Genomic DNA, 19986 nt, shown 5'->3' with positions numbered 1-19986 from the left:
TAGACTCCTTGTCTATAAGTTTAAAAGTATTGATACATCGCTAAACCAATGACCACGACGGGGGCAAAAGGCATGCGAAGCTTGCGCTCTATTTTTTCTCCTGCTGATAGCGCGGCGTGAGAACTCGAGCCATAGGCCGCTATCATCGAATATTTAGAAACAAGTTGTTTGATTGAACTGCCGCTCTCTGCCCTATTCATCACTGCATAAAGCACCCCAACGACAACGCTAGATAAAGCAATCCAAACAGTGGCATCAATTAAGTTTCCCCAACCAAGCCAAAAGCCAACGACACCTAGTAATTTGACATCACCAGGAGCCATGACTCGTATAAAATGCAATAGTAGTGCGGAAACGAAGAAACCCAGTCCAGCTACAGCAGACCAAAGAAGATTCTCAACAGGCGCTGCTGACAACCCTTTATCGACAATGCAAATTGCCAAAATTAGAAGCAGATACAAATTCGGGATTCGGTTCTCTCTTGCGTCCGTTACGGCAACGACAATAAACCCCAACCAGATAAGATAACTCATAATAGGTACCTGTCATCCATAACATTGCTACCCAGCGAAAATGGTGCCCATCTCCGCAACCAAAATGTCACTAAAAGCAACAAAAAGACCAGCTAAGCCCACCACCATTAAGCCTGCACCTACTACATATTCCACCACAGTAAGGCCACTTTCATCCTGAAAAAAATCTTTAATATGAGTTATTGTTTGCATAATTTCCCCCTAGATACTATTAAGGCTTGTAAAACTATAGTTTAGTTCTACAAGCCTTAAATATATATTAGACGGGTTTCAATAGTTTGCTTATCTAATTTCAGATAAAAAGTTAAGCAAAAATAGTACTTAGCTCTGCTTGTAATTCGGCACTAAATAGATCGAATATACCAGCTAGACCTAGTACGAGTAGACCTGCACCTACAACGTATTCAACAACCGTTAAACCTTCTTCGTCTTTCATAAATGCAGTGATGTTTGTAATAAGCTTGCTCATGATATGTCTCCTTCCAAAGTTCATTAAGCTGTAGCGCTTATTGATAATTTAGAGTTATTAGGACATAACAGTTAGGATTTTTTTATCTATCTATTGTACTTTTTTGCTAATACTTTAATTAACATTTGGACTTTTTTGTCTTATTTAGCGCACAATTTTGATAATTAAAATAATAGCTCTATTTTTTTTACTTTAACTAACATCTTGATTAACATTAAATTACTTTGGTTTGATTGAATTAAAACGAGCCTACAACAAGACAAATATTAAAATTCTCATCTTTGATACTTGACAAAATACCAAGAAACAAAAAACGTGATCCGAATCCATAAAAATAATCAATTAACTTAATGGTGGCTCAATAGCGTCATTGATCAACCACTCTATCTCATACTAAGCTCAAGATTATAGTTCCTCATTATTCTAAATAAGATTAACTAAGGACTGCATACAGTGGAAGTACTACATAAAGGATACTGGTTAGGAAAATCAGTTACTTACATACCAAAAGATCAGGTAAGAGATTTAGAAAGGTATTTCCATATTCTCGATTATGGCTATGACGTATCTGTCTTAAGCGAACCTGATATTCACTTCTGTTTTTTCTTTTATGAAACACGCTACGACTCTCTTTTCCATACTGCGATAAAACTTTGCCAAAATCTCGATAAACAACTTGTCCTTGTCTGTAATGATGACGTTCCACAAGACGTTAGCGACCTTGATGTCATATTCTCTGTACTTTCCATTGAGCATGATGATGTTAGGTTATGGTCAGATGAACTAAATAAACAGGTTTACTATCAGTTTACTAAGCACCAAGAAATTTTAGACATTCATAAATTAGTTGAGAAACAATCTCAAAAACATATCAGCAAAGATTTAGTCGAAATGCTGCGATATATAGAAAAAAACTTATCAAGAACAATTCGAGAAGAGGACGTTGCAGAATATTGCCACTATTCAGTGACTTACTTTTCTAAGTTTTTCCACAAAACAATAGGTGTCAGCTTTCGCGATTACCTGACACTAAAAAGAATCAATCTCGCCAAACACCTTTTAACTAACGATAGGAAAGAGAAAATCTCATTTATTGCCTTCCAATGTGGTTACAACGACGTCTCGTACTTTTCTCGTATATTTAAAAAGAAAACCGGAATCAGCCCTGCCATCTATCGTCAACTACACTAGTAATAGACGACTCGAAACAGCCGCAAGCTCATAAGCCAGTCAAAGTGAATACATTTAGGTATGTTGTTCACAAGATGCACGAAAATTCATGACAAGTGCTTTCCTCCGCTTGGATTAACATGTTAGAGTTAACAGTCTATTAACAATAAAAACATAACCATAACTTTGCAAATAACATGGAGTTAGAGAATGATTCAGCCTAACGAGTTAAGCAAACCAACCTGTGCTCTCCCACCACCAAATGAGATGATCCTAAAATGGGCAGAGGAGCGCCCAAATGAGGTTTATCTTAAACAAATTATCAATCGCAAGTTTGTTGAATACACATATGCAGAGGTTGCAGAGCAAGCGCTAAAGCTTGTGAGTGCTTTAAATGCCTTAGGGGTTCAACCACGAGATAAAGTCGCTTTAGTTTCGAAAAACTGTGCCGAATGGTTTATCTGCGACCTTGCAATGATGCTCGGTGACTTTGTCAGCGTGCCAATCTTCCCTACAGCGGGAGCAGATACGATTGAATACTGTGTAACACACAGCGAAAGTAAAGTGTTAATCGGTGGTAAGCTCGATGATCCAGCGGCCACTCAACAAGTGATAGACTCATTTCCTGATCTGATCACCATCTCACTGCCTTACGATACCGCACCAAACTGCAAACATCAGTTTAAACAGTTGATAGCTTCTGCTGAGCCTAGCCAAAGTAGGCCTGAACACTATGACGACAAGCTGATGTCGCTAGTGTATACCTCTGGGACTTCAGGGCTACCTAAAGGAGCAATGTTAACTTATGGTGCATTTAGCTGGTCTGTTCAACAATTGATTGATCATATTGGCATTCAAGAAAATGATCGCTTGTTCTCATACCTGCCACTGGCGCACATCACAGAACGCGTGTACATCTTTGGCTCATCGGTCATGGGTGGTGTTCAAACGGCTTTTCCGGAGTCTTTAGATACCTTTATAGAAGATGTAAAAATGCAGCGCCCGACACTGTTCATCTCTGTACCTCGCCTATGGACACTATTCCAACAACGTATCCAAGATAAGCTACCGCAGAAAAAACTCAACATTCTGCTTAAGATACCGTTCGTAGGTTCTCTTATCAAAAAGAAACTTGCTGAAGGATTAGGTTTAGACCAAGCACGCGTACTGGGCTGTGGTTCAGCACCTGTTTCCCCAGCACTACTAGAGTGGTACCACAGTGTTGGCCTCCATATTACGGAAGCGTGGGGGATGACAGAGTCGTTTGCCTACAGCACGCTCAATTATCCGTTCCGTGCTGACAAAATCGGTAGTGTCGGTAACGCAGGCCCTGGTATCGAACTTAAGATAGCCGAAGATGAGGAAATTTTGGTTCGTGGCAAAGGCCTCTTCTCTGGTTACTACAAAAACGACATTGCAACCCAAGAATCATTCAATGCTGAAGGCTGGCTGCACACAGGCGATATCGGTTTTATTGATAGTGACGGTTACCTAACCATTCAAGGCCGTAAAAAAGATACCTTCAAGACCGCCAAAGGTAAGTTTGTCGCCCCTGTCCCAATTGAGAAAAAACTGTTTGAGTATAGCCGCGTTGAAATGATGTGCTTAATCGGACTTGGTCTACCGGCCCCTATTCTACTGGTGGTTCCACACGATTTCCCTAACTTTGATAAAGAACGCTACGAGAGAACAACCAAGAAAGTCATTGCAAGAATGAACGCAGATCTTGAGTCTCACGAGCAGATCAAAGGCGTGCTAATGATCAAAGACCCTTGGAGTATTGAGAATGGGATCTTAACCCCAACACTAAAGATTAAACGTCATGTCTTGGAACAGAAATACCATGATGTGGGCCAAAGCTGGCCAAAAGGGCAACTTGTGGTTTGGGAAGAATAATCTTAGCTCACTAAATATAAAGGAGAGCATTGGCTCTCCTTTTGCTTTTCTGACCAAACCGATTATGATGCCAACTCATTAGGACAAAACACAGGAAGTCGATATGGATGCAAGGCTGCACCACTTAGCGGGATTGCGCTACTTTGAAGTTGCAGCAAGGCTCAACAGCTATAGCCGCGCAGCTGAGGAGCTATTTATCAGCCAAGCCGCGGTCAGTCAGAAAATACGCCAACTTGAAGACGGTTTAGGCTGTAAGTTATTTGTCCGTGATGGCCGAGAAATGCGTCTAACCGAGCAAGGTAAAATCTTGTTCAAACATGTATCTCAAGGCTTTGAAAATATTGTCAGTGGCCTCAATCAAATCCAAAGTGAGCCTGTAGAAGGCCTGTTGTGTGTAAGTTCCACTCCATCCTTTGCCTCTCGCTGGCTACTGCCTAGACTTTGGAAGTTCTCTACCCAGCACCCAAGTATTCCAATTCGAATTATCACTAGCTGTGAGGCACCAAACCTCAAACTGGGTGATGCGGACCTCGCTATATGGCAAGGTGAAGAACTAGATATCAACAGTAACCAAAAACTGCATAAAGAATTTCTTTTTGAAGAAACCATCTACCCGTTCTGTTCACCTAATCTAGCCAAGAGCATTGAACTTACTAGCCCAGAGCAACTGCTGAACACTTGGCTTATTCACTATGAATCTGGTGGCTACCCTTGGCAGACCTGGTTTGCTCAAGCAGGTGTTACTATGAACAAAGAGTCCGTACAGTGGATGGATGTCAGCACCTTTGACCACGCAATGAATGCCGTGATGGCCGGCCATGGTGCTTGCCTTGCTTCCGATTCGTTGGCTAGTGATTACGTAGAAAGGGGGCTACTCATTAAGCCGTTTGATATTGGAATGACTCCGGGAATTCAATTCAACCTTTTCTATGATAGCGAATCCCCTCGCCGTCAACGCATAGCAGCATTTGCCAACTGGCTGCACAACGAGATTGCTGAGTAACCCTATATACGGATTACTCATCCCAAAATCGACGAATGCTTTCGTCATAAGCTTTCTCTTTAGTTAATCCAAGATCATCGAGTAAATGATCTGGCAAGTTTTCTAACTGTTTTCGAGTGCGATGATTCCGCCACCAGCGCTTCAGTATAGTTAAGATTTTTTTATCCCAAACGAAGATTTCATATAGTTTCTGTTTGTAGCTACACTCTGAAGTTTCCATGGTTTCTTTCCTCTATTGCATTTGATGAGTAAATAATTAACCATGAACCTATGTTGCTCAAACGATACAAATTAACCTTCAGTTAAGGAAAACTAAAGTGAAAGATCGATTGCCACCTTTGCAGAGCATTTATTACTTTTATACCGCAGCGAGGCTCGGCAGCTTTAAACTCGCAGCTGAAGAACTCTATGTGACCGCTGCAGCCATTAGCCAGCAGATACGCCAACTTGAAGACTTCTTAGGCGCAGAACTGTTTCTAAGGCAGCATCGCAAAGTCACACTAACGATGGAAGGTGAGATACTCTATGAGCAAGCTATAAGAGGGTTTGAGCATCTTCATCGCGGTATCCGACAAATCAACCAAGACCCGAATCCCAACCAGTTATCCATTTCGACATTACCTTCCTTCGCTCAACACTGGCTTGTGCCGAGAATTGGCCACTTTAGACAGCAAAATCCAGATCTAGAACTGATGATTGAACCCACCAGCGAACTGGCGGACTTTCAAAACTCTAATCTCGATTTGTGTATTCGATATGGGCCCGGTGATTATCCAAACATCACCTCAGAGTTGCTTATTGAAGAGTTGCTCTATCCCGTTTGTCACCCCATCTACCAAGAGCAGCACGGCATTTACCAACTCAGCGACCTAACTGGTGCGGATTTGATCGAAGATTACTGGCGTGACCTAGACTGGGGAATTTGGCTTAACAACGTTGGTCACAAGGCCTCTAAACCGACTCTGAAATACAATGGTTCTCATTTTGTTTTAGAAGGCGCTTTAGCCGTTCAAGGTGTTGCGCTAGCGAAACATACTTTAGCTCAGCGCTATATTGATGAAGGGAAGCTAGTTAGAATCGGCAATCTAGCGCAGCGTACCGACTACAACTATTTTCTGTGCGCACCGCGTGCCTACTTTAAAAGAAAGAAAATCAAACGCTTCTGTGAGTGGATTTTTGACCAAGCTAAAGAATGTCAGAAGTTAGATCATTTAGGTTTGGAGATTATCGATAGTCGCAGCCCAAGGTGAGCGGGGTTCGAGGTGATTTGCGGTGCTGGCGTTTTGCGTCAACCCTTTATTCTTGTCATCCTCGAGAGCGAAGAACGAGTGAATTGGGGATCTCTTGAAGCGAATCAGATACTTGATGAGATTCCCTACTCGCTCCTTCGTCACTCTATTGAATGACCCAATAATTCTCGAAGGGCTAAGCCCGATCTCGATTGTCATAGCAGAGCGTTCCATAGGGCGCAGTTCGTTCCAGCACTCCTTAGAGCGAAGCCCGTTCCCGCACTCCTCCCAAAAAAAAGCCCCAGTCTTTCGACTGGGGCTTTCAAAGCTATCTAGCTAACGTAAGAATTACTTCTTCTCGTTACGTTCTTTAACTTCTGCGATTACTTGCTCAGCAACGTTTGCTGGACATGGTGCGTATTGACCGAACTCCATAGAGAACTGACCACGACCAGAAGTGATAGTACGTAGGTGACCGATGTAGCCAAACATTTCTGATAGAGGAACGTCTGCTTTAATACGAACGCCTGTAGTACCAGCTTGTTGGTCTTTGATCATACCACGACGACGGTTAAGGTCACCGATAACATCACCAACGTTGTCTTCTGGAGTGAATACGTCAACGTTCATGATTGGCTCAAGAAGTTGTGCACCCGCTTTAGGCATAGACTGACGGAATGCGCCTTTAGCAGCGATTTCGTAAGCGATAGCTGAAGAGTCAACTGCGTGGAAGCCACCGTCGAATAGTTCAACTTCTACATCTAGAGTAGGGAAGCCAGCTAGAACGCCGTTATCCATCATAGATGCAAAACCTTTCTCAACTGCAGGCCAGAATTCTTTAGGTACGTTACCACCAACAACTGTTGAAGAGAACGTGAAACCAGAGTTTGGCTCACCTGGCTTGATACGGTAGTCGATCTTACCGAATTGACCAGAACCACCAGACTGCTTCTTGTGCGTGTAGCTATCTTCAACTGCTTGAGTGATAGTTTCACGGTAAGCTACCTGTGGAGCACCTACTTCTAGCTCAACGCCGTAAGTACGCTTAAGGATATCTACCTTGATGTCTAGGTGAAGTTCACCCATACCTTTCAGGATAGTTTCGCCAGACTCTTCATCAGTCTCAACCTGGAATGATGGATCTTCTGCAACCATTTTACCGATCGCGATACCCATCTTCTCGCTGCCGCCTTTATCTTTTGGCGTTACAGCGATAGAGATTACTGGTTCTGGGAAGATCATAGCTTCAAGAGTACATTCGTGCTTAGGATCACATAGAGTGTGACCAGTCTGAACGTTCTTCATACCAACGATAGCGATGATGTCACCAGCTTGCGCTTCAGTAAGTTCGTTACGCTCATCAGCTTGCATCTCACACATACGACCGATACGCTCAGTCTTACCAGTTGCTGAGTTAAGGATAGTGTCACCCTTCTTCAGACGGCCAGAGTAGATACGAACGAATGTTAGTGCACCAAAACGGTCATCCATGATTTTGAATGCTAGCGCTTTTAGTGGCTCATCTGCAGATACAGTAGCAACTTCACCAGTTGGCTCACCAGTTTCTGGATCTGTTAGAGGCTGAGGATCAACTTCCGCTGGAGCTGGTAGGTAATCTACAACAGCATCAAGGATAAGTTGCATACCTTTGTTCTTGAACGCAGAACCACAGAACGTTGGGAAGAACGCTAGGTCGCGAGTACCTTTACGGATACAAGCTTTTAGTTGCTCGATAGATGGCTCTTCGCCTTCCATGTAAGCTTCCATTAGGTCGTCGTCTTGCTCTACAGCAGTTTCAACTAGCTCTTCACGGTACTGCTCTAGATCGTCAACCATATCAGCTGGAACGTCTTGAACTTCGTAGTTTTCTGGTAGACCAGTTTCGTCCCAAACGTAAGCTTTACGAGTTAGTACGTCTACAACACCAACGAAATCGTCTTCACGACCGATTGGCAGAGTCATTACTAGTGGGTTTGCACCAAGAACGTTCTTCACTTGATCAACAACGTTGAAGAAGTCTGCACCCATACGGTCTAGTTTGTTTACGAAAATCAGACGAGCAACTTCTGAATCGTTCGCGTAGCGCCAGTTAGTCTCTGACTGAGGCTCAACACCACCAGAACCACAGAATACACCGATACCACCGTCAAGAACTTTAAGTGAACGGTATACTTCTACTGTAAAGTCAACGTGTCCCGGAGTATCGATAACGTTTAGGCGGTGGCCATTCCACTCACATGTTACAGCAGCAGACTGGATAGTAATACCGCGCTCAGCTTCCTGTTCCATGAAGTCAGTTGTAGACTCACCGTCGTGTACTTCACCAGTTTTGTGGATTTTACCAGTAAGCTTTAGAATACGCTCAGTGGTGGTAGTTTTACCCGCATCAACGTGCGCGAAAATACCAATGTTTCTGTACTTTGATAAATCTGCCATTGTCTTACTCTGTTTATAAGGTATAAATTGCGCGCAGAGTATATCACAATCTGTCAAGACTGATACCCTTGCATGCGCTGTATGTAAAAAAAACTTTTCTCACCAATACTAGCAGCTAATCTGCCCTTTAATGGCGCATTTCAACGAATTGACGAAGTTTTTTCAGAATAAAAATGCTGCCTATAAACTATACAGACAGCATATCTATTATTAAGGCTGTCCTGCAATTATCGAGGACAGATTTCCGATTCAGGGAAGAAGAATTCGATTTCACGAGCTGCAGACGCAGGGCTATCAGAGCCATGAACTGAATTGTAACGCATGCTTAGTGCGTAATCGGCACGAATAGTACCACAAGCGGCCTCTTCTGGGTTGGTTTTTCCCATCAATTCACGGTAACGCGCAATCGCATTTTCACCTTCTAGCACTTGAACCATAATCGGACCAGATGTCATAAAAGCTTTTAGATCTTCAAAGAATGGCTTGCCTTCATGCTCAGCGTAAAAGCCACTCGCTTGCTCTTCAGTTAAGCGAACCATTTTCGCCGCGATAATCTGTAAACCCGCTTTTTCTATACGGTGGTAGATCTCGCCAATTAAGTTACGTTCTACTGCATCGGGCTTTACAATAGAAAAAGTTCTTTCTAGAGCCATAGGATATCCTTTCGTTATATATTTGTTTTATTGAAAGAGGCTCTACGGCCTCTTAGCTTTTAATTATTTGCTTGCTGAAGTAGCAGACCAGCAAGGCTACGGACACCAACACCCGTGGCACCTGCTGACCACTTATCTGTTGCTGACTTACGATAGGTAGCTGCGCAATCAAAATGCAGCCAACCTTTTTTGTAATCATCAACGAAATAAGATAAGAAAGCGGCTGCTGTACTTGCACCCGGTGAGTAATCACCACTGCTGATATTTGAAAGATCAGCGAAATTAGATGGCAACATACTACGGTGGAAATCTGCCAGTGGTAGTGGCCATAAACCTTCTTTCTCTTCACGCGCAGCATTCAATGCTTGATGAGATAACTCATCATCAAAGCTCATTAGTGCGTGGTAATCATTACCTAGTGCATTTTTAGCAGCTCCCGTTAAGGTAGCGCAATCAATAATTAGTTCAGGGTTTTGCTCACTCGCGTAAATTAGACCATCCGCAAGTACAAGGCGACCTTCCGCATCAGTATTCATGATCTCAACGGTTTTACCATTTTTGTAGGTAATAACATCACCCAGCTTAAGTGCGCGGCCCGAAATCATGTTTTCTGCACAACAAAGGATCAGTTTTACACGCTTGTTCAAACCTCGCATGATCGCAAGACCTAAACCACCAGTAATCGTACCAGAACCGCCCATATCCGCTTTCATCGCAGTCATAAAACCAGATGGTTTGATACTATAGCCACCAGAATCAAAGGTAATCCCTTTACCAACCAGACAAGCAAAAACTGGCGCGTTTTCATCGCCCGTTGGGTTGAAGTCAAGTTGGAGCATTGCCGATGTACGTTCAGAGCCACGGCCAACCGCATAAATCCCTTGCCAGCCTTCAGTAAGCAGGTCTTTGTCTTTGACGACGCGCGCCTTCACTGTGCCTTCTGGCGCAACTGATTTGATAAACTCGGCCGCCATAGTCGCTAATTGGCGCGGGGCGACTTCTTCAGCTGGCTTGTTGATAATATCGCGAGTAAAGTCCGTTGCTTTAATACGCGCGGTAAGCTCTGATTGATCTTGTTCTTTAAGCTCTTGCCAAACCAGTTGGTTTTTCTTCTTTGGCCCACGGTAACCTTGATGGAACGACCAAACACTCTCAAGCCCCCAACGTTCGCCTTGTAAAGAAACTGAAGCGATACCTTGGCTGTCTAGCTTACGAGCTGCGCGTTGAATCGCGCCTAAATCATGATGGTCACCAAGATGGATCGTTGCCCCTGCTTCAGAGAAAGAAAGAATTGCGTTCTCTCCCCAATGCGGTGCTGCTGCCTCTTGGCTTAGAAATACTGACATCTGTGTAGACATGGTTTCTCCTTGTCCGAACTGGCGCTGCCTACGCCTTTTTCTATTCGTTCAGGGATGTTAACACTTTAATGTGAAATTGATAAAAAAACGGACCATAAGGTCCGTTGTTTTTAGTAAAATTTGTTAACTGAGATGGTTTTCCGCCGAGGATTAATCCATTTCATCCATCCAGCACAAGATCACCGCTTCCAGAATCTTTTCATTAGAACGATTAGGCTCGTCATCAAACTCGTCCAACTCAGTAATCCAGTGATGAAGATCAGTAAAACGCACAGTTTTAGGATCAATTTCTGGAAATTTTTCGCATAGCTCTATCGCAATATCGCGTGAATCTGTCCATTTCATTGCTTACCTTCCTTCTACTCTCCGGTAGTGATAATTCGAATGAGAAAAGCTATTGATTAGTGATCTTCTGAAGCATGGTTCAAGGTGTACTTTGGAATCTCTACAACTAAGTCTTCATCCGCGACCTTAGCTTGGCAACCTAATCGAGACTCTGGCTCTAGACCCCATGCTTTATCTAGCATGTCATCTTCTAGCTCTTCACTCTCTTCTAGTGAGTCAAAGCCTTCACGAATTACTACGTGACATGTCGTGCAAGCACAAGATTTTTCACATGCGTGCTCAATGCCAATGCCATTTTTTAGCGCGACATCAAGAACAGTGTCACCTGTATTTGCTTCCAAAACCGCACCCTCTGGGCATAAATCTTCATGCGGTAATACAATAATCTTAGGCATAACTCTTTCTCTTAAATATCATTGACTGATTGACCTGACAAAGCAGCTCGAATCGATTTGTCCATACGGCGAGAAGCAAACTCTTGGCTCGCCTTATCAGTATCTTTGATTCCTTGCTCTATCGCGTCAGCACTATCACCATTACGCAGCTCGATCAGTGATTCTATCGCTTTGAGTAACTCAGTGCGCTCTGGCTCAGACAATAACTCGTCTCCGTCAGTTTGCAGTGCTGCGATCAAACCTTCGATAACGCGATCGGCTTCTACGCGCTGCTCCGCGAGTGCTCGCGCGTTCATATCTTCCTTCGCGTACGTCATGGAGTCACGTAGCATGTTTGCCACTTCATCATCGCTCAAACCATAAGATGGCTTAACCTGAATCTCAGACTGAACACCAGTACTCTTTTCCATCGCCGTGACTGACAGTAGACCATCTGCATCGACTTGGTAAGTAACACGGATGTGGGCTGCACCCGCCGCCATTGGTGGAATGCCTTTTAGCGAGAAACTCGCTAACGAGCGGCAGTCATCAACCATTTCACGCTCACCTTGGACAATGTGCACGCTCATCGCCGTTTGACCATCTTTAAAAGTGGTAAATTCCTGGGCACGCGCAACTGGAATGGTCGTATTACGTGGAACAATCTTCTCAACCAGCCCACCCATGGTCTCAATACCCAGGGAGAGAGGGATTACGTCAAGTAGCAGCATCTCTGAATCTGGTTTATTACCAACCAAGATGTCCGCTTGAATACCCGCACCAATCGCTACCACCTCATCTGGATTAATGCTTGTTAGCGGCTTACGACCAAAGAAATCGCCGACCATTTCTCTTACAAGCAGAGTGCGTGTTGAACCGCCTACCATAACAGCTTCTAACACATCCTCGGCGTCAACTTGAGCGTCTTTTAATGCACGACGACAAGACATTAAAGTCTTCTTAACTAGCGGACGAATCAAGTCTTCAAACTCATCGCGAGAAACGCTACCTTGCCAACCTAGAACATCGACGTCTACTGACTCTTGCTCGGAGAAAGCAATCTTGGTCGCCGCTGCAACATTCAGTACCGTACGCATTTGCGTTGCGGTTAAAGGCTCAGTAAGTGTAGATTTTTCGATCAGGTAGTCTGCGAGCAGGTGGTCAAAATCATCACCACCGAGTGCTGAATCACCACCCGTTGCTAATACTTCAAACACGCCTTTTGACAAACGCAGGATAGAGATATCAAACGTGCCTCCCCCCAAGTCGTATACAGCGATCACTCCTTCTTGACCTGAGTCTAATCCGTAAGCAATAGCAGCAGCTGTCGGCTCATTAAGCAATCTTAAAACATGTAGACCTGCTAACTTAGCCGCATCTTTGGTTCCGGCACGTTGAGCGTCATCAAAATAAGCGGGCACAGTGATAACAACACCAGCAAGTTCCCCACCCAAAGTTTTCTCAGCGCGTTGACCTAATGTTTTAAGGATCTCTGCAGATACTTCAATAGGGTTCTTATCACCACTTGCCGTATGCAACACTGGCAGACCGTTGTCGCTCGCTCTAAATTGGTAAGGCAGACTCGGATAACGAGCTTGAATGTCTTTGAGTGAGCGTCCAAGTAAGCGCTTAACCGAAATAATGGTATTGGCTGGATCAATCTCAGCTTTCTTTTTCGCAGAGTAACCGACTTCTGTTTTTTCACCGGAATAGTTAACAACCGAAGGTAAAATGCTTTGACCTTGCTCATCTTGCAATGTTGCCGCGTCGCCACTTCGAACAGAAGCAACCAATGAGTTAGTCGTACCTAAATCAATACCTGCGGCGAGTTTATGCTCATGTGGTGCCGAGCTTTGACCCGGTTCTGCAATTTGAAGTAATGCCATGGATGGTCCTTGTATTGCACTAGCCGAAGAGTTTATCTTCCACTAGTTCTATTTCGTTCTGTAGTTTGGCAATAAATTTAAGTTTACGAACTCGGTCAGCAGCTTGCTGCCAGTCTGTATGGTTCAAATCTTGCTCGGTCGCAGTCAGTTGCTGCTTAAACATTTTGCTCACTTTGCTTTCAAAGTCGAACAGCGCATCTTCAGCTTCAGCACTTGAAGAGATATCTTCTAATTCTTCACGCAGCTCCATTTGCTCCATTAAGAACATAGGATCCTGCATCGTTTGCTGTTCGCCTCGTATCTCAACACCATTCTCAGACAAGATGTATTCTGCTCTTGAGATAGGATTCTTCAAAACTTGGAAGGCATCGTTGATTTCGGCTGCTTTTTGCACAGCCATCAAACGGTCACGTTCAGATGCAGTTGCGAAGTTATCGGGATGAAACTGTTTTTGAAGTTCACGGAATTGTGAAGCAAGAAGGCTACCATCCAGCTTAAACTGACTTGGTAGCCCAAATAATTCAAAGTAATTCATGGAGAATTCTATCCTTGGTAATAAACCTGTGAGTCACAAACCCACAGGCCTTATCAATTACACGTTGAAGCTTTCACCACAACCACATTCGCCCTTAGCATTTGGGTTATTGAATTCAAACCCTTCGTTTAAGCCTTCTTTAACGTAATCAAGCTCTGTACCGTCTAAGTACACTAGGCTCTTTCGGTCAATAATAACCTTGACGCCTTCGTGTTCGAATACAGAGTCTTCTTCGTTAAGCTCATCAACAAACTCAAGCACATAAGCCATGCCAGAACACCCGGTCGTTTTCACACCCAAGCGCAAACCGATACCTTTACCTCGGCTTTCTAGGAATGTTCTAACGCGACTTGCCGCGGTTTCTGTCATTGTAATGGCCATACTGCACCTTAGTTTGTCTCTTTCGCGAATGATATGGGGATTTTAGCCCCATTATATACAGATTACTTATTCTTGGTGTTTTTTCTTGTAGTCAGCAACTGCTGCTTTAATTGCATCTTCAGCAAGAATTGAGCAGTGAACCTTCACTGGTGGAAGTTCTAGCTCTTCTGCGATTTCTGCATTTTTAATTGCCGCTGCTTCATCAACACTTTTACCCTTGACCCACTCTGTAACCAGTGAGCTTGAAGCGATCGCACTTCCGCAACCGTAAGTTTTAAACTTCGCGTCTTCGATAATACCTTCTGGCGTTACCTTGATCTGAAGCTTCATTACGTCGCCACATGCAGGAGCACCCACCATGCCGCTACCTACTGCTGGATCTTCTTTGTCAAATGAACCAACGTTACGTGGGTTCTCGTAGTGATCAATTACTTTTTCGCTATATGCCATGATATTTACCTCGAATCCTCTAGTTCTATCCTTGGAATGACTGACTCAGTATTAGTGGTGTGCCCACTCAACTGTACTTAGGTCAATTCCTTCTTTGTACATATCCCATAGAGGAGACATGTCGCGCAGTTTAAGCACTGCAGTACGAATTTGTTCGATTGCGTAGTCGATCTCTTCTTCAGTCGTTGCACGGCCAAATGAGAAACGGACTGAGCTGTGTGCTAGCTCATCGTCTAAGCCTAGTGCGCGTAGTACATACGACGGCTCTAAGCTTGCGGAAGTACAAGCACTGCCTGAAGAGACAGCTAAATCTTTTAGCGACATCAGTAGTGACTCACCTTCAACGAACGCAAAGCTGATATTTAGGTTGTGCGGAACACGTTGCTCAAGGTCACCGTTGATAGTTACCGCTTCTAGATCTTTAACACCATCAAGAAGACGATTACGTAGCGCCAAAGCATGTTCGAAGTCTTGTTGCATCTCTTCCTTAGCGATACGGAATGCTTCACCCATACCAACAATCTGGTGTGTTGCTAGAGTTCCAGAACGGAAACCGCGCTCATGGCCGCCACCATGCATTTGTGCTTCAAGGCGAATACGCGGCTTACGACGTACATAAAGTGCACCGATACCTTTAGGTCCATATACCTTGTGTGCGGACATAGAGATCAGGTCTACTTTCATCTCTTGAACATCGATAGGTAGCTTACCTGCTGATTGTGCTGCATCTACGTGGAACACGATTTTGCGCTCACGACACATTTCACCAATTGAAGCGATATCTTGGATAACACCGATCTCGTTGTTCACATGCATGATGGTCACAAGAACAGTGTCTTCACGCATTGCTGCTTCTAGCTTGTTAAGATCGATAAGGCCATTTGACTCTGGCTCAAGGTAAGTTACTTCAAACCCTTCACGCTCAAGTTGACGACATGGATCAAGAACCGCTTTATGCTCTGTCTTACAAGTGATTACATGCTTACCTTTCTTCGAATAGAAACGCGCAGCGCCTTTAATTGCCAGATTATCTGACTCTGTAGCGCCAGATGTAAATACGATTTCACGCGGGTCTGCGTTTAATAGGTCTGCAATCTGCTCACGAGCGGTATCTACTGCTTCTTCTGCCTGCCAGCCGTAACGGTGTGAACGAGATGCTGGGTTACCAAACGTACCGTCCATAGTCATGTACTGAACCATTTTCTCAGCCACACGATGATCAACAGGACAGGTCGCTGAATAATCTAAATAAATAGGCAGTTTCATTTTCTACTCCAATGTAACAGGCAAACCGCTTACGAGCGGACATTTACACCGATGGGCGCGGTGTTTGTATTTTTAGTAGCGAACCCATGATTAACGGCAAGATCAATGTCTTGTCGATCTGAAATTTGTAGTACTTCGTTGTCCTTCATCAGCTCACCAAGAGTGATGTTATTCAAGAAGTCACTGATACGTGAACTTAAGTCACGCCATAGCGTGTGTGTAAGGCAACGAGAACCACCCTGGCAATCTCCTTTACCATTACATTTTGTTGCATCCACAGACTCATCGACTGCGGCAATCACTGTACCAATTGCGATTGAATGAGCATCTTCACCTAGACGGTAACCACCACCAGGACCACGAACGCTAGCCACAAGGCCAGCTTTACGTAACTTAGAGAAAAGCTGCTCTAAGTAAGACAAAGAGATACCTTGACGCTCTGAAATATCAGCCAGAGGTACAGGGTTCTGTTGCGAATGCAGAGCCACATCTAACATGGCTGTCACTGCGTATCTTCCTTTAGATGTAAGTCTCATATAACACCATATCCACACCGTTAATGTGGTATGAATTGTCACATACCTGACTAAATTGGTCAAGTATTTGATTGACTATTTTAGTCAGGTATTTAACCATTCGCTTATAGTGGTTATTTTGGTTGAGAGATACGCTTCTCAATTGAAGTTAAGATACCGCGCAGAATATTGAGCTCTTGCGATTCTGGTCTAGCGCGGTTGAACATTCGACGCAACTTAATCATCACCTTACCAGGTTGCTCTTCACTGATAAATTGGGTTTGCTTGGCTACTTTTTCAAGGTGTGCAAAAAATAATTCTAGTTCTTTGTGTCTAGGATATTCAATCACGTCTTGTGGCTCATATAGACTTTGCTCTCGTTCTAAGTAAGCCATACGAATTTCATAGCTCAACGTTTGAACAGCCATTGCCAAGTTCAGTGAACTGTATTCAGGGTTAGCAGGGATACACACATGGTAGTGGCAGGTTTGTAGCTCGTCATTAGTTAGCCCAGTACGTTCACGACCAAACACCAATGCAACAGGCGCTGATTGCCCTTCTTCCACAAACTTCTGGCCACACTCACGTGGTTCAAGCATCGGCCACTCTAAAGTACGAGAGCGCGCACTAGATCCAACGACTAAAGCGCAGTCTTCTACCGCTTCAGCCAGAGTTGAAACTACCTGAGAATTTTGAGCAATATCCGCCGCACCAGCCGCTAAAGCTAAAGTTTGTTCATCAATGCTACACTGAGGATCGACTAGTACAAGATTAGATAGCCCCATTACCTTCATAGCACGAGCTGCTGAGCCAATATTTCCTGAGTGAGAAGTGCCGACAAGGACGACTTTAACATTGTTAAGCATTGATGATTTCCGAACACAAAAATTGAGCTGCAAGATAGTATCATATACCTGAGTAAAATGGTCAGACCCTTTCTACTAATAAAACTAAAAGTGCAAAAATTAACCACTTCCATTTCACCATTTATCTGGTATACTGCCGCCCGTTTTTCTGTTCTTTAACATCCGTTGGGAAATTAGTATGCATCCAATGCTTAATATCGCTATTCGTGCTGCACGAAAAGCTGGCAACCATATTGCCAAATCTTTAGAAAATGCTGAGAAGATCGAATCTACTCAAAAAGGCGCGAATGACTTTGTTACTAACGTAGACAAAGAAGCTGAAACTATCATCATCGATACAATCAAAGCTTCATACCCTGAGCACGAAATCGTTGCTGAGGAAAACGGCGTAATCGAAGGTAAAGATAAAGACGTACAATGGATCATCGACCCACTGGATGGCACAACAAACTTTGTTAAAGGTTTGCCACACTTCTCAGTATCAATCGCTGTACGCATCAAAGGTAAAACTGAAGTAGCCTGTGTATACGATCCAATGCTTAACGAGCTATTCACAGCACAACGTGGTGCTGGCGCGCAACTAAACAATGCTCGTATCCGTGTTAAGCAATTAAAAGACCTTCAAGGTACTGTTCTAGCAACAGGCTTCCCATACAAGCAAAAGCAACACTCTGAATCTTACTTCAAGATTATGTCGTCTCTATTTGTTGACTGTGCAGACTTCCGTCGTACTGGCTCAGCAGCTCTAGACCTTTGTTACCTTTCTGCTGGTCGAGTTGATGGCTTCTTCGAGCTTGGTCTTAAGCCATGGGACATCGCTGCTGGTGAACTTATTGCTCGTGAAGCGGGTGCTATCGTGACTGACTTTGCAGGCGGCACTGACTACATGAAGTCTGGTAACGTTGTTGCTTCAAGCGCTCGCGGCGTTAAAGGTATGCTTAAGCACATCCGTGAAAACGGTAATGAAGCACTACTAAAATAATCTTAAGCTCCGTCACAGCTGAATTTCTAGCCCACTCATTTGAGTGGGCTTTTTTTATACCTGCGCATCGAAGCTGTGAGGGGCAAATCAGAGACTACCGCTGTCCCCCTTAGCGAAACACGGCTAAGTTAGGACTACTCCTTAACGTATAGAAACCCTGAAAGCTTATCCACTCCTGCCTTCATGACGGTGGCTAGACAACTTTGGAGGATTGGTGTTTGGTGCCAAGATTTTGTTTTTATGACTATTATAGTGAGTAAAGAATGGACGAGTTAAGAATCTCTTACAGTGAACAGGAGCCCTACTCACTCCTTCGTCGTTCTACGGAAATACAATTCTGATCGAAGGGTGCATCCAAGACAAAGTAAAAAGGCCTTAGTCTTTCGACTAGAGCCTTAAATATGGCAGGGGTGGAGAGATTCGAAAGCTTCGCTCCAACACGCGCTGTTTTTGGTAAGTCGGGGAATCCGCTGCTCTGCAAATTGAATACTTCAATATAAAAAAGCAAAAAGGCTCCAGCCTTTCGACTAGAGCCTTAAATATGGCAGGGGTGGAGAGATTCGAAAGCTTCGCCCCAACACGCGCTGTTTTTGGTAAGTCGGGGAATCCGCTGCTCTGCCAATTGAATACTTCAACACCACAAAAAGCAAAAGGCTCCAGTCTTTCGACTAGAGCCTTAAATATGGCAGGGGTGGAGAGATTCGAAAGCTTCGCCCCAACACGCGCTGTTTTTGGTAAGTCGAGGAATCCGCTGCTCTGCCAATTGAATACTTCAACACCAAAAAGCAAAAGGCTCCAGTCTTTCGACTAGAGCCTTAAATATGGCAGGGGTGGAGAGATTCGAAAGCTTCGCTCCAACACGCGCTGTTTTTGGTAAGTCGGGGAATCCGCTGCTCTGCAAATTGAATATTTCAATATAAAAAAGCAAAAAGGCTCCAGTCTTTCGACTAGAGCCTTAAATATGGCAGGGGTGGAGAGATTCGAAAGCTTCGCTCCAACACGCGCTGTTTTTGGTAAGTCGGGGAATCCGCTGCTCTGCAAATTGAATATTTCAATATAAAAAAGCAAAAAGGCTCCAGTCTTTCGACTAGAGCCTTAAATATGGCAGGGGTGGAGAGATTCGAACTCCCAACACGCGGATTTGGAATCCGCTGCTCTGCCAATTGGAGCTACACCCCTATTGTTCGTGTTTAGTGAGACGACTCTCGAATAAGTGGCGGAGCGGACGGGACTCGAACCCGCGACCCCCGGCGTGACAGGCCGGTATTCTAACCAACTGAACTACCGCTCCGCACTGGTTAGACATTTAAGTCTAAGTTTTTGCCTTTAGATTTTTCTAAAATCTGAAAACATAAAGTAAGCCTGGCGATGTCCTACTCTCACATGGGGAAGCCCCACACTACCATCGGCGCTAATTCGTTTCACTTCTGAGTTCGGCATGGAATCAGGTGGGTCCAAATCGCTATGGTCGCCAAGCAAATTCTTAATTCGGAAAGCTGTTTTAAGTTCTTAACACATTCAATCTGTTCTTGCTTTGAGTCCATCAAAACCCTTTGGGTGTTGTATGGTTAAGCCTCACGGGCAATTAGTACAGGTTAGCTCAACGCCTCACAACGCTTACACACCCTGCCTATCAACG

Annotated in this window: 21 protein-coding genes, 2 tRNA genes and 1 rRNA gene; 5 read left to right on the top strand and 19 right to left on the bottom strand. The window is 44.1% G+C overall.

Translation table 11 applies throughout. From position 1 onward, the window contains the following. Nucleotides 1–20: 20 nt before the first annotated feature. From ZX61_RS20450 to ZX61_RS20445, 3 genes are all read right to left on the bottom strand, one after another. A complete protein-coding gene (locus tag ZX61_RS20450; RefSeq protein ID WP_049846438.1) occupies nt 21–533 on the bottom strand; it encodes an A24 family peptidase in 513 nt (170 codons plus the stop codon). 27 nt (nt 534–560) lie between these two features. Beyond that, on the bottom strand, nt 561–725 hold the full coding sequence (locus ZX61_RS24400) for a Flp family type IVb pilin (protein ID WP_167350328.1): 165 nt from the start codon (nt 723–725) through the stop codon (nt 561–563). Nucleotides 726–837: 112 nt separating this feature from the next. Beyond that, on the bottom strand, nt 838–1002 hold the full coding sequence (locus tag ZX61_RS20445) for a Flp family type IVb pilin (RefSeq protein WP_049846437.1): 165 nt from the start codon (nt 1000–1002) through the stop codon (nt 838–840). A gap of 453 nt (nt 1003–1455) precedes the next feature. On the opposite strand from ZX61_RS20445, the gene ZX61_RS20440 reads away from it, so the two are divergent. From ZX61_RS20440 to ZX61_RS20430, 3 genes are all read left to right on the top strand, one after another. Further along, nucleotides 1456–2193 (top strand): helix-turn-helix domain-containing protein, encoded by a 738-nt coding sequence (locus ZX61_RS20440; protein WP_049846436.1) that lies wholly within the window; start codon nt 1456–1458, stop codon nt 2191–2193. Between the two features lie 189 nt (nt 2194–2382). Continuing rightward, the gene (locus tag ZX61_RS20435; protein ID WP_049846435.1) at nt 2383–4068 is read left to right on the top strand and encodes an AMP-binding protein; all 1686 of its coding nucleotides are present in this window, start codon (nt 2383–2385) and stop codon (nt 4066–4068) included. Nucleotides 4069–4171: 103 nt separating this feature from the next. After that, a complete protein-coding gene (locus ZX61_RS20430) occupies nt 4172–5071 on the top strand; it encodes a LysR substrate-binding domain-containing protein (RefSeq protein ID WP_049846434.1) in 900 nt (299 codons plus the stop codon). Nucleotides 5072–5084: 13 nt separating this feature from the next. On the opposite strand, the gene ZX61_RS20425 is transcribed toward ZX61_RS20430, so the two are convergent. Continuing rightward, a complete protein-coding gene (locus ZX61_RS20425) occupies nt 5085–5291 on the bottom strand; it encodes a DUF1127 domain-containing protein (protein ID WP_049846433.1) in 207 nt (68 codons plus the stop codon). Nucleotides 5292–5388: 97 nt separating this feature from the next. Here ZX61_RS20425 and ZX61_RS20420 point away from each other — a divergent pair, with 97 nt between their 5' ends. Then, nucleotides 5389–6321 carry a LysR substrate-binding domain-containing protein gene (locus tag ZX61_RS20420; protein WP_049846432.1) on the top strand — a complete coding sequence of 311 codons (933 nt, stop codon included), beginning with the start codon at nt 5389–5391 and terminating at the stop codon, nt 6319–6321. Between the two features lie 327 nt (nt 6322–6648). On the opposite strand, the gene fusA is transcribed toward ZX61_RS20420, so the two are convergent. The 12 genes from fusA to trmJ form a co-directional block, all read right to left on the bottom strand. Next, nucleotides 6649–8736, bottom strand: a complete 2088-nt coding sequence (gene fusA / locus ZX61_RS20410; RefSeq protein WP_049846430.1) for an elongation factor G — start codon at nt 8734–8736, stop codon at nt 6649–6651. Nucleotides 8737–8963: 227 nt separating this feature from the next. After that, a complete protein-coding gene (gene ndk, locus ZX61_RS20405; protein ID WP_049846429.1) occupies nt 8964–9389 on the bottom strand; it encodes a nucleoside-diphosphate kinase in 426 nt (141 codons plus the stop codon). A 59-nt stretch (nt 9390–9448) separates the two neighbouring features. Then, entirely contained in the window at nt 9449–10747 is a 1299-nt protein-coding gene (gene pepB / locus ZX61_RS20400) for an aminopeptidase PepB (RefSeq protein ID WP_049846428.1), read from the bottom strand. Nucleotides 10748–10897: 150 nt separating this feature from the next. Continuing rightward, nucleotides 10898–11092: a Fe-S cluster assembly protein IscX gene (gene iscX, locus ZX61_RS20395; RefSeq protein WP_049846427.1), complete on the bottom strand. Its 195-nt coding sequence runs from the start codon at nt 11090–11092 to the stop codon at nt 10898–10900. A 56-nt stretch (nt 11093–11148) separates the two neighbouring features. Further along, nucleotides 11149–11487: an ISC system 2Fe-2S type ferredoxin gene (gene fdx, locus ZX61_RS20390; protein ID WP_038206135.1), complete on the bottom strand. Its 339-nt coding sequence runs from the start codon at nt 11485–11487 to the stop codon at nt 11149–11151. A gap of 11 nt (nt 11488–11498) precedes the next feature. Beyond that, entirely contained in the window at nt 11499–13352 is a 1854-nt protein-coding gene (hscA, locus tag ZX61_RS20385) for a Fe-S protein assembly chaperone HscA (RefSeq protein ID WP_049846426.1), read from the bottom strand. 19 nt (nt 13353–13371) lie between these two features. Beyond that, nucleotides 13372–13887, bottom strand: coding sequence for a co-chaperone HscB (gene hscB / locus ZX61_RS20380; RefSeq protein WP_049846425.1), 516 nt, complete (start codon nt 13885–13887; stop codon nt 13372–13374). Between the two features lie 57 nt (nt 13888–13944). Then, on the bottom strand, nt 13945–14268 hold the full coding sequence (gene iscA / locus ZX61_RS20375) for an iron-sulfur cluster assembly protein IscA (RefSeq protein WP_049846424.1): 324 nt from the start codon (nt 14266–14268) through the stop codon (nt 13945–13947). Between the two features lie 66 nt (nt 14269–14334). Then, complete coding sequence (gene iscU, locus ZX61_RS20370; RefSeq protein WP_049846423.1) at nt 14335–14718, bottom strand: Fe-S cluster assembly scaffold IscU; 384 nt, start codon at nt 14716–14718, stop codon at nt 14335–14337. A 51-nt stretch (nt 14719–14769) separates the two neighbouring features. Beyond that, on the bottom strand, nt 14770–15984 hold the full coding sequence (locus ZX61_RS20365; RefSeq protein ID WP_049846422.1) for an IscS subfamily cysteine desulfurase: 1215 nt from the start codon (nt 15982–15984) through the stop codon (nt 14770–14772). 29 nt (nt 15985–16013) lie between these two features. Continuing rightward, nucleotides 16014–16520: a Fe-S cluster assembly transcriptional regulator IscR gene (gene iscR / locus ZX61_RS20360; protein WP_049846421.1), complete on the bottom strand. Its 507-nt coding sequence runs from the start codon at nt 16518–16520 to the stop codon at nt 16014–16016. Nucleotides 16521–16633: 113 nt separating this feature from the next. Further along, entirely contained in the window at nt 16634–17365 is a 732-nt protein-coding gene (trmJ, locus tag ZX61_RS20355) for a tRNA (cytosine(32)/uridine(32)-2'-O)-methyltransferase TrmJ (RefSeq protein ID WP_049846420.1), read from the bottom strand. Between the two features lie 178 nt (nt 17366–17543). Here trmJ and suhB point away from each other — a divergent pair, with 178 nt between their 5' ends. Next, nucleotides 17544–18347 (top strand): inositol-1-monophosphatase, encoded by an 804-nt coding sequence (gene suhB, locus ZX61_RS20350; RefSeq protein WP_049846419.1) that lies wholly within the window; start codon nt 17544–17546, stop codon nt 18345–18347. Nucleotides 18348–19449: 1102 nt separating this feature from the next. Here the strand turns inward: suhB and ZX61_RS20340 are convergent. The 3 genes from ZX61_RS20340 to rrf form a co-directional block, all read right to left on the bottom strand. Next, a tRNA-Trp gene (locus ZX61_RS20340) sits at nt 19450–19526 on the bottom strand. 35 nt (nt 19527–19561) lie between these two features. Next, nucleotides 19562–19638, bottom strand: a tRNA-Asp gene (locus ZX61_RS20335). Between the two features lie 69 nt (nt 19639–19707). Further along, nucleotides 19708–19823 (bottom strand): 5S ribosomal RNA (rrf, locus tag ZX61_RS20330). Nucleotides 19824–19986 lie beyond the last annotated feature (163 nt).

The sequence above is a fragment of the Vibrio sp. VPAP30 genome (genome assembly GCF_001188205.1).
Taxonomy (GTDB): domain Bacteria; phylum Pseudomonadota; class Gammaproteobacteria; order Enterobacterales; family Vibrionaceae; genus Vibrio; species Vibrio bivalvicida.
This window is presented reverse-complemented; position numbering and strand designations above follow the sequence as displayed.

Excerpts from the sequence above, each read along its gene's own strand:
- iscX (WP_049846427.1), bottom strand. The coding sequence starts at position 11,092 with ATGAAATGGACAGATTCACGCGATATTGCGATAGAGCTATGCGAAAAA.
- ndk (WP_049846429.1), bottom strand. The coding sequence starts at position 9,389 with ATGGCTCTAGAAAGAACTTTTTCTATTGTAAAGCCCGATGCAGTAGAA.
- ZX61_RS24400 (WP_167350328.1), bottom strand. The coding sequence starts at position 725 with ATGCAAACAATAACTCATATTAAAGATTTTTTTCAGGATGAAAGTGGC.
- ZX61_RS20445 (WP_049846437.1), bottom strand. The coding sequence starts at position 1,002 with ATGAGCAAGCTTATTACAAACATCACTGCATTTATGAAAGACGAAGAA.
- iscR (WP_049846421.1), bottom strand. The coding sequence starts at position 16,520 with ATGAGACTTACATCTAAAGGAAGATACGCAGTGACAGCCATGTTAGAT.
- iscA (WP_049846424.1), bottom strand. The coding sequence starts at position 14,268 with ATGGCCATTACAATGACAGAAACCGCGGCAAGTCGCGTTAGAACATTC.
- ZX61_RS20435 (WP_049846435.1), top strand. The coding sequence starts at position 2,383 with ATGATTCAGCCTAACGAGTTAAGCAAACCAACCTGTGCTCTCCCACCA.
- hscA (WP_049846426.1), bottom strand. The coding sequence starts at position 13,352 with ATGGCATTACTTCAAATTGCAGAACCGGGTCAAAGCTCGGCACCACAT.
- trmJ (WP_049846420.1), bottom strand. The coding sequence starts at position 17,365 with ATGCTTAACAATGTTAAAGTCGTCCTTGTCGGCACTTCTCACTCAGGA.
- hscB (WP_049846425.1), bottom strand. The coding sequence starts at position 13,887 with ATGAATTACTTTGAATTATTTGGGCTACCAAGTCAGTTTAAGCTGGAT.
- ZX61_RS20365 (WP_049846422.1), bottom strand. The coding sequence starts at position 15,984 with ATGAAACTGCCTATTTATTTAGATTATTCAGCGACCTGTCCTGTTGAT.
- ZX61_RS20450 (WP_049846438.1), bottom strand. The coding sequence starts at position 533 with ATGAGTTATCTTATCTGGTTGGGGTTTATTGTCGTTGCCGTAACGGAC.
- ZX61_RS20425 (WP_049846433.1), bottom strand. The coding sequence starts at position 5,291 with ATGGAAACTTCAGAGTGTAGCTACAAACAGAAACTATATGAAATCTTC.
- iscU (WP_049846423.1), bottom strand. The coding sequence starts at position 14,718 with ATGGCATATAGCGAAAAAGTAATTGATCACTACGAGAACCCACGTAAC.
- fusA (WP_049846430.1), bottom strand. The coding sequence starts at position 8,736 with ATGGCAGATTTATCAAAGTACAGAAACATTGGTATTTTCGCGCACGTT.
- pepB (WP_049846428.1), bottom strand. The coding sequence starts at position 10,747 with ATGTCTACACAGATGTCAGTATTTCTAAGCCAAGAGGCAGCAGCACCG.
- fdx (WP_038206135.1), bottom strand. The coding sequence starts at position 11,487 with ATGCCTAAGATTATTGTATTACCGCATGAAGATTTATGCCCAGAGGGT.
- suhB (WP_049846419.1), top strand. The coding sequence starts at position 17,544 with ATGCATCCAATGCTTAATATCGCTATTCGTGCTGCACGAAAAGCTGGC.
- ZX61_RS20430 (WP_049846434.1), top strand. The coding sequence starts at position 4,172 with ATGGATGCAAGGCTGCACCACTTAGCGGGATTGCGCTACTTTGAAGTT.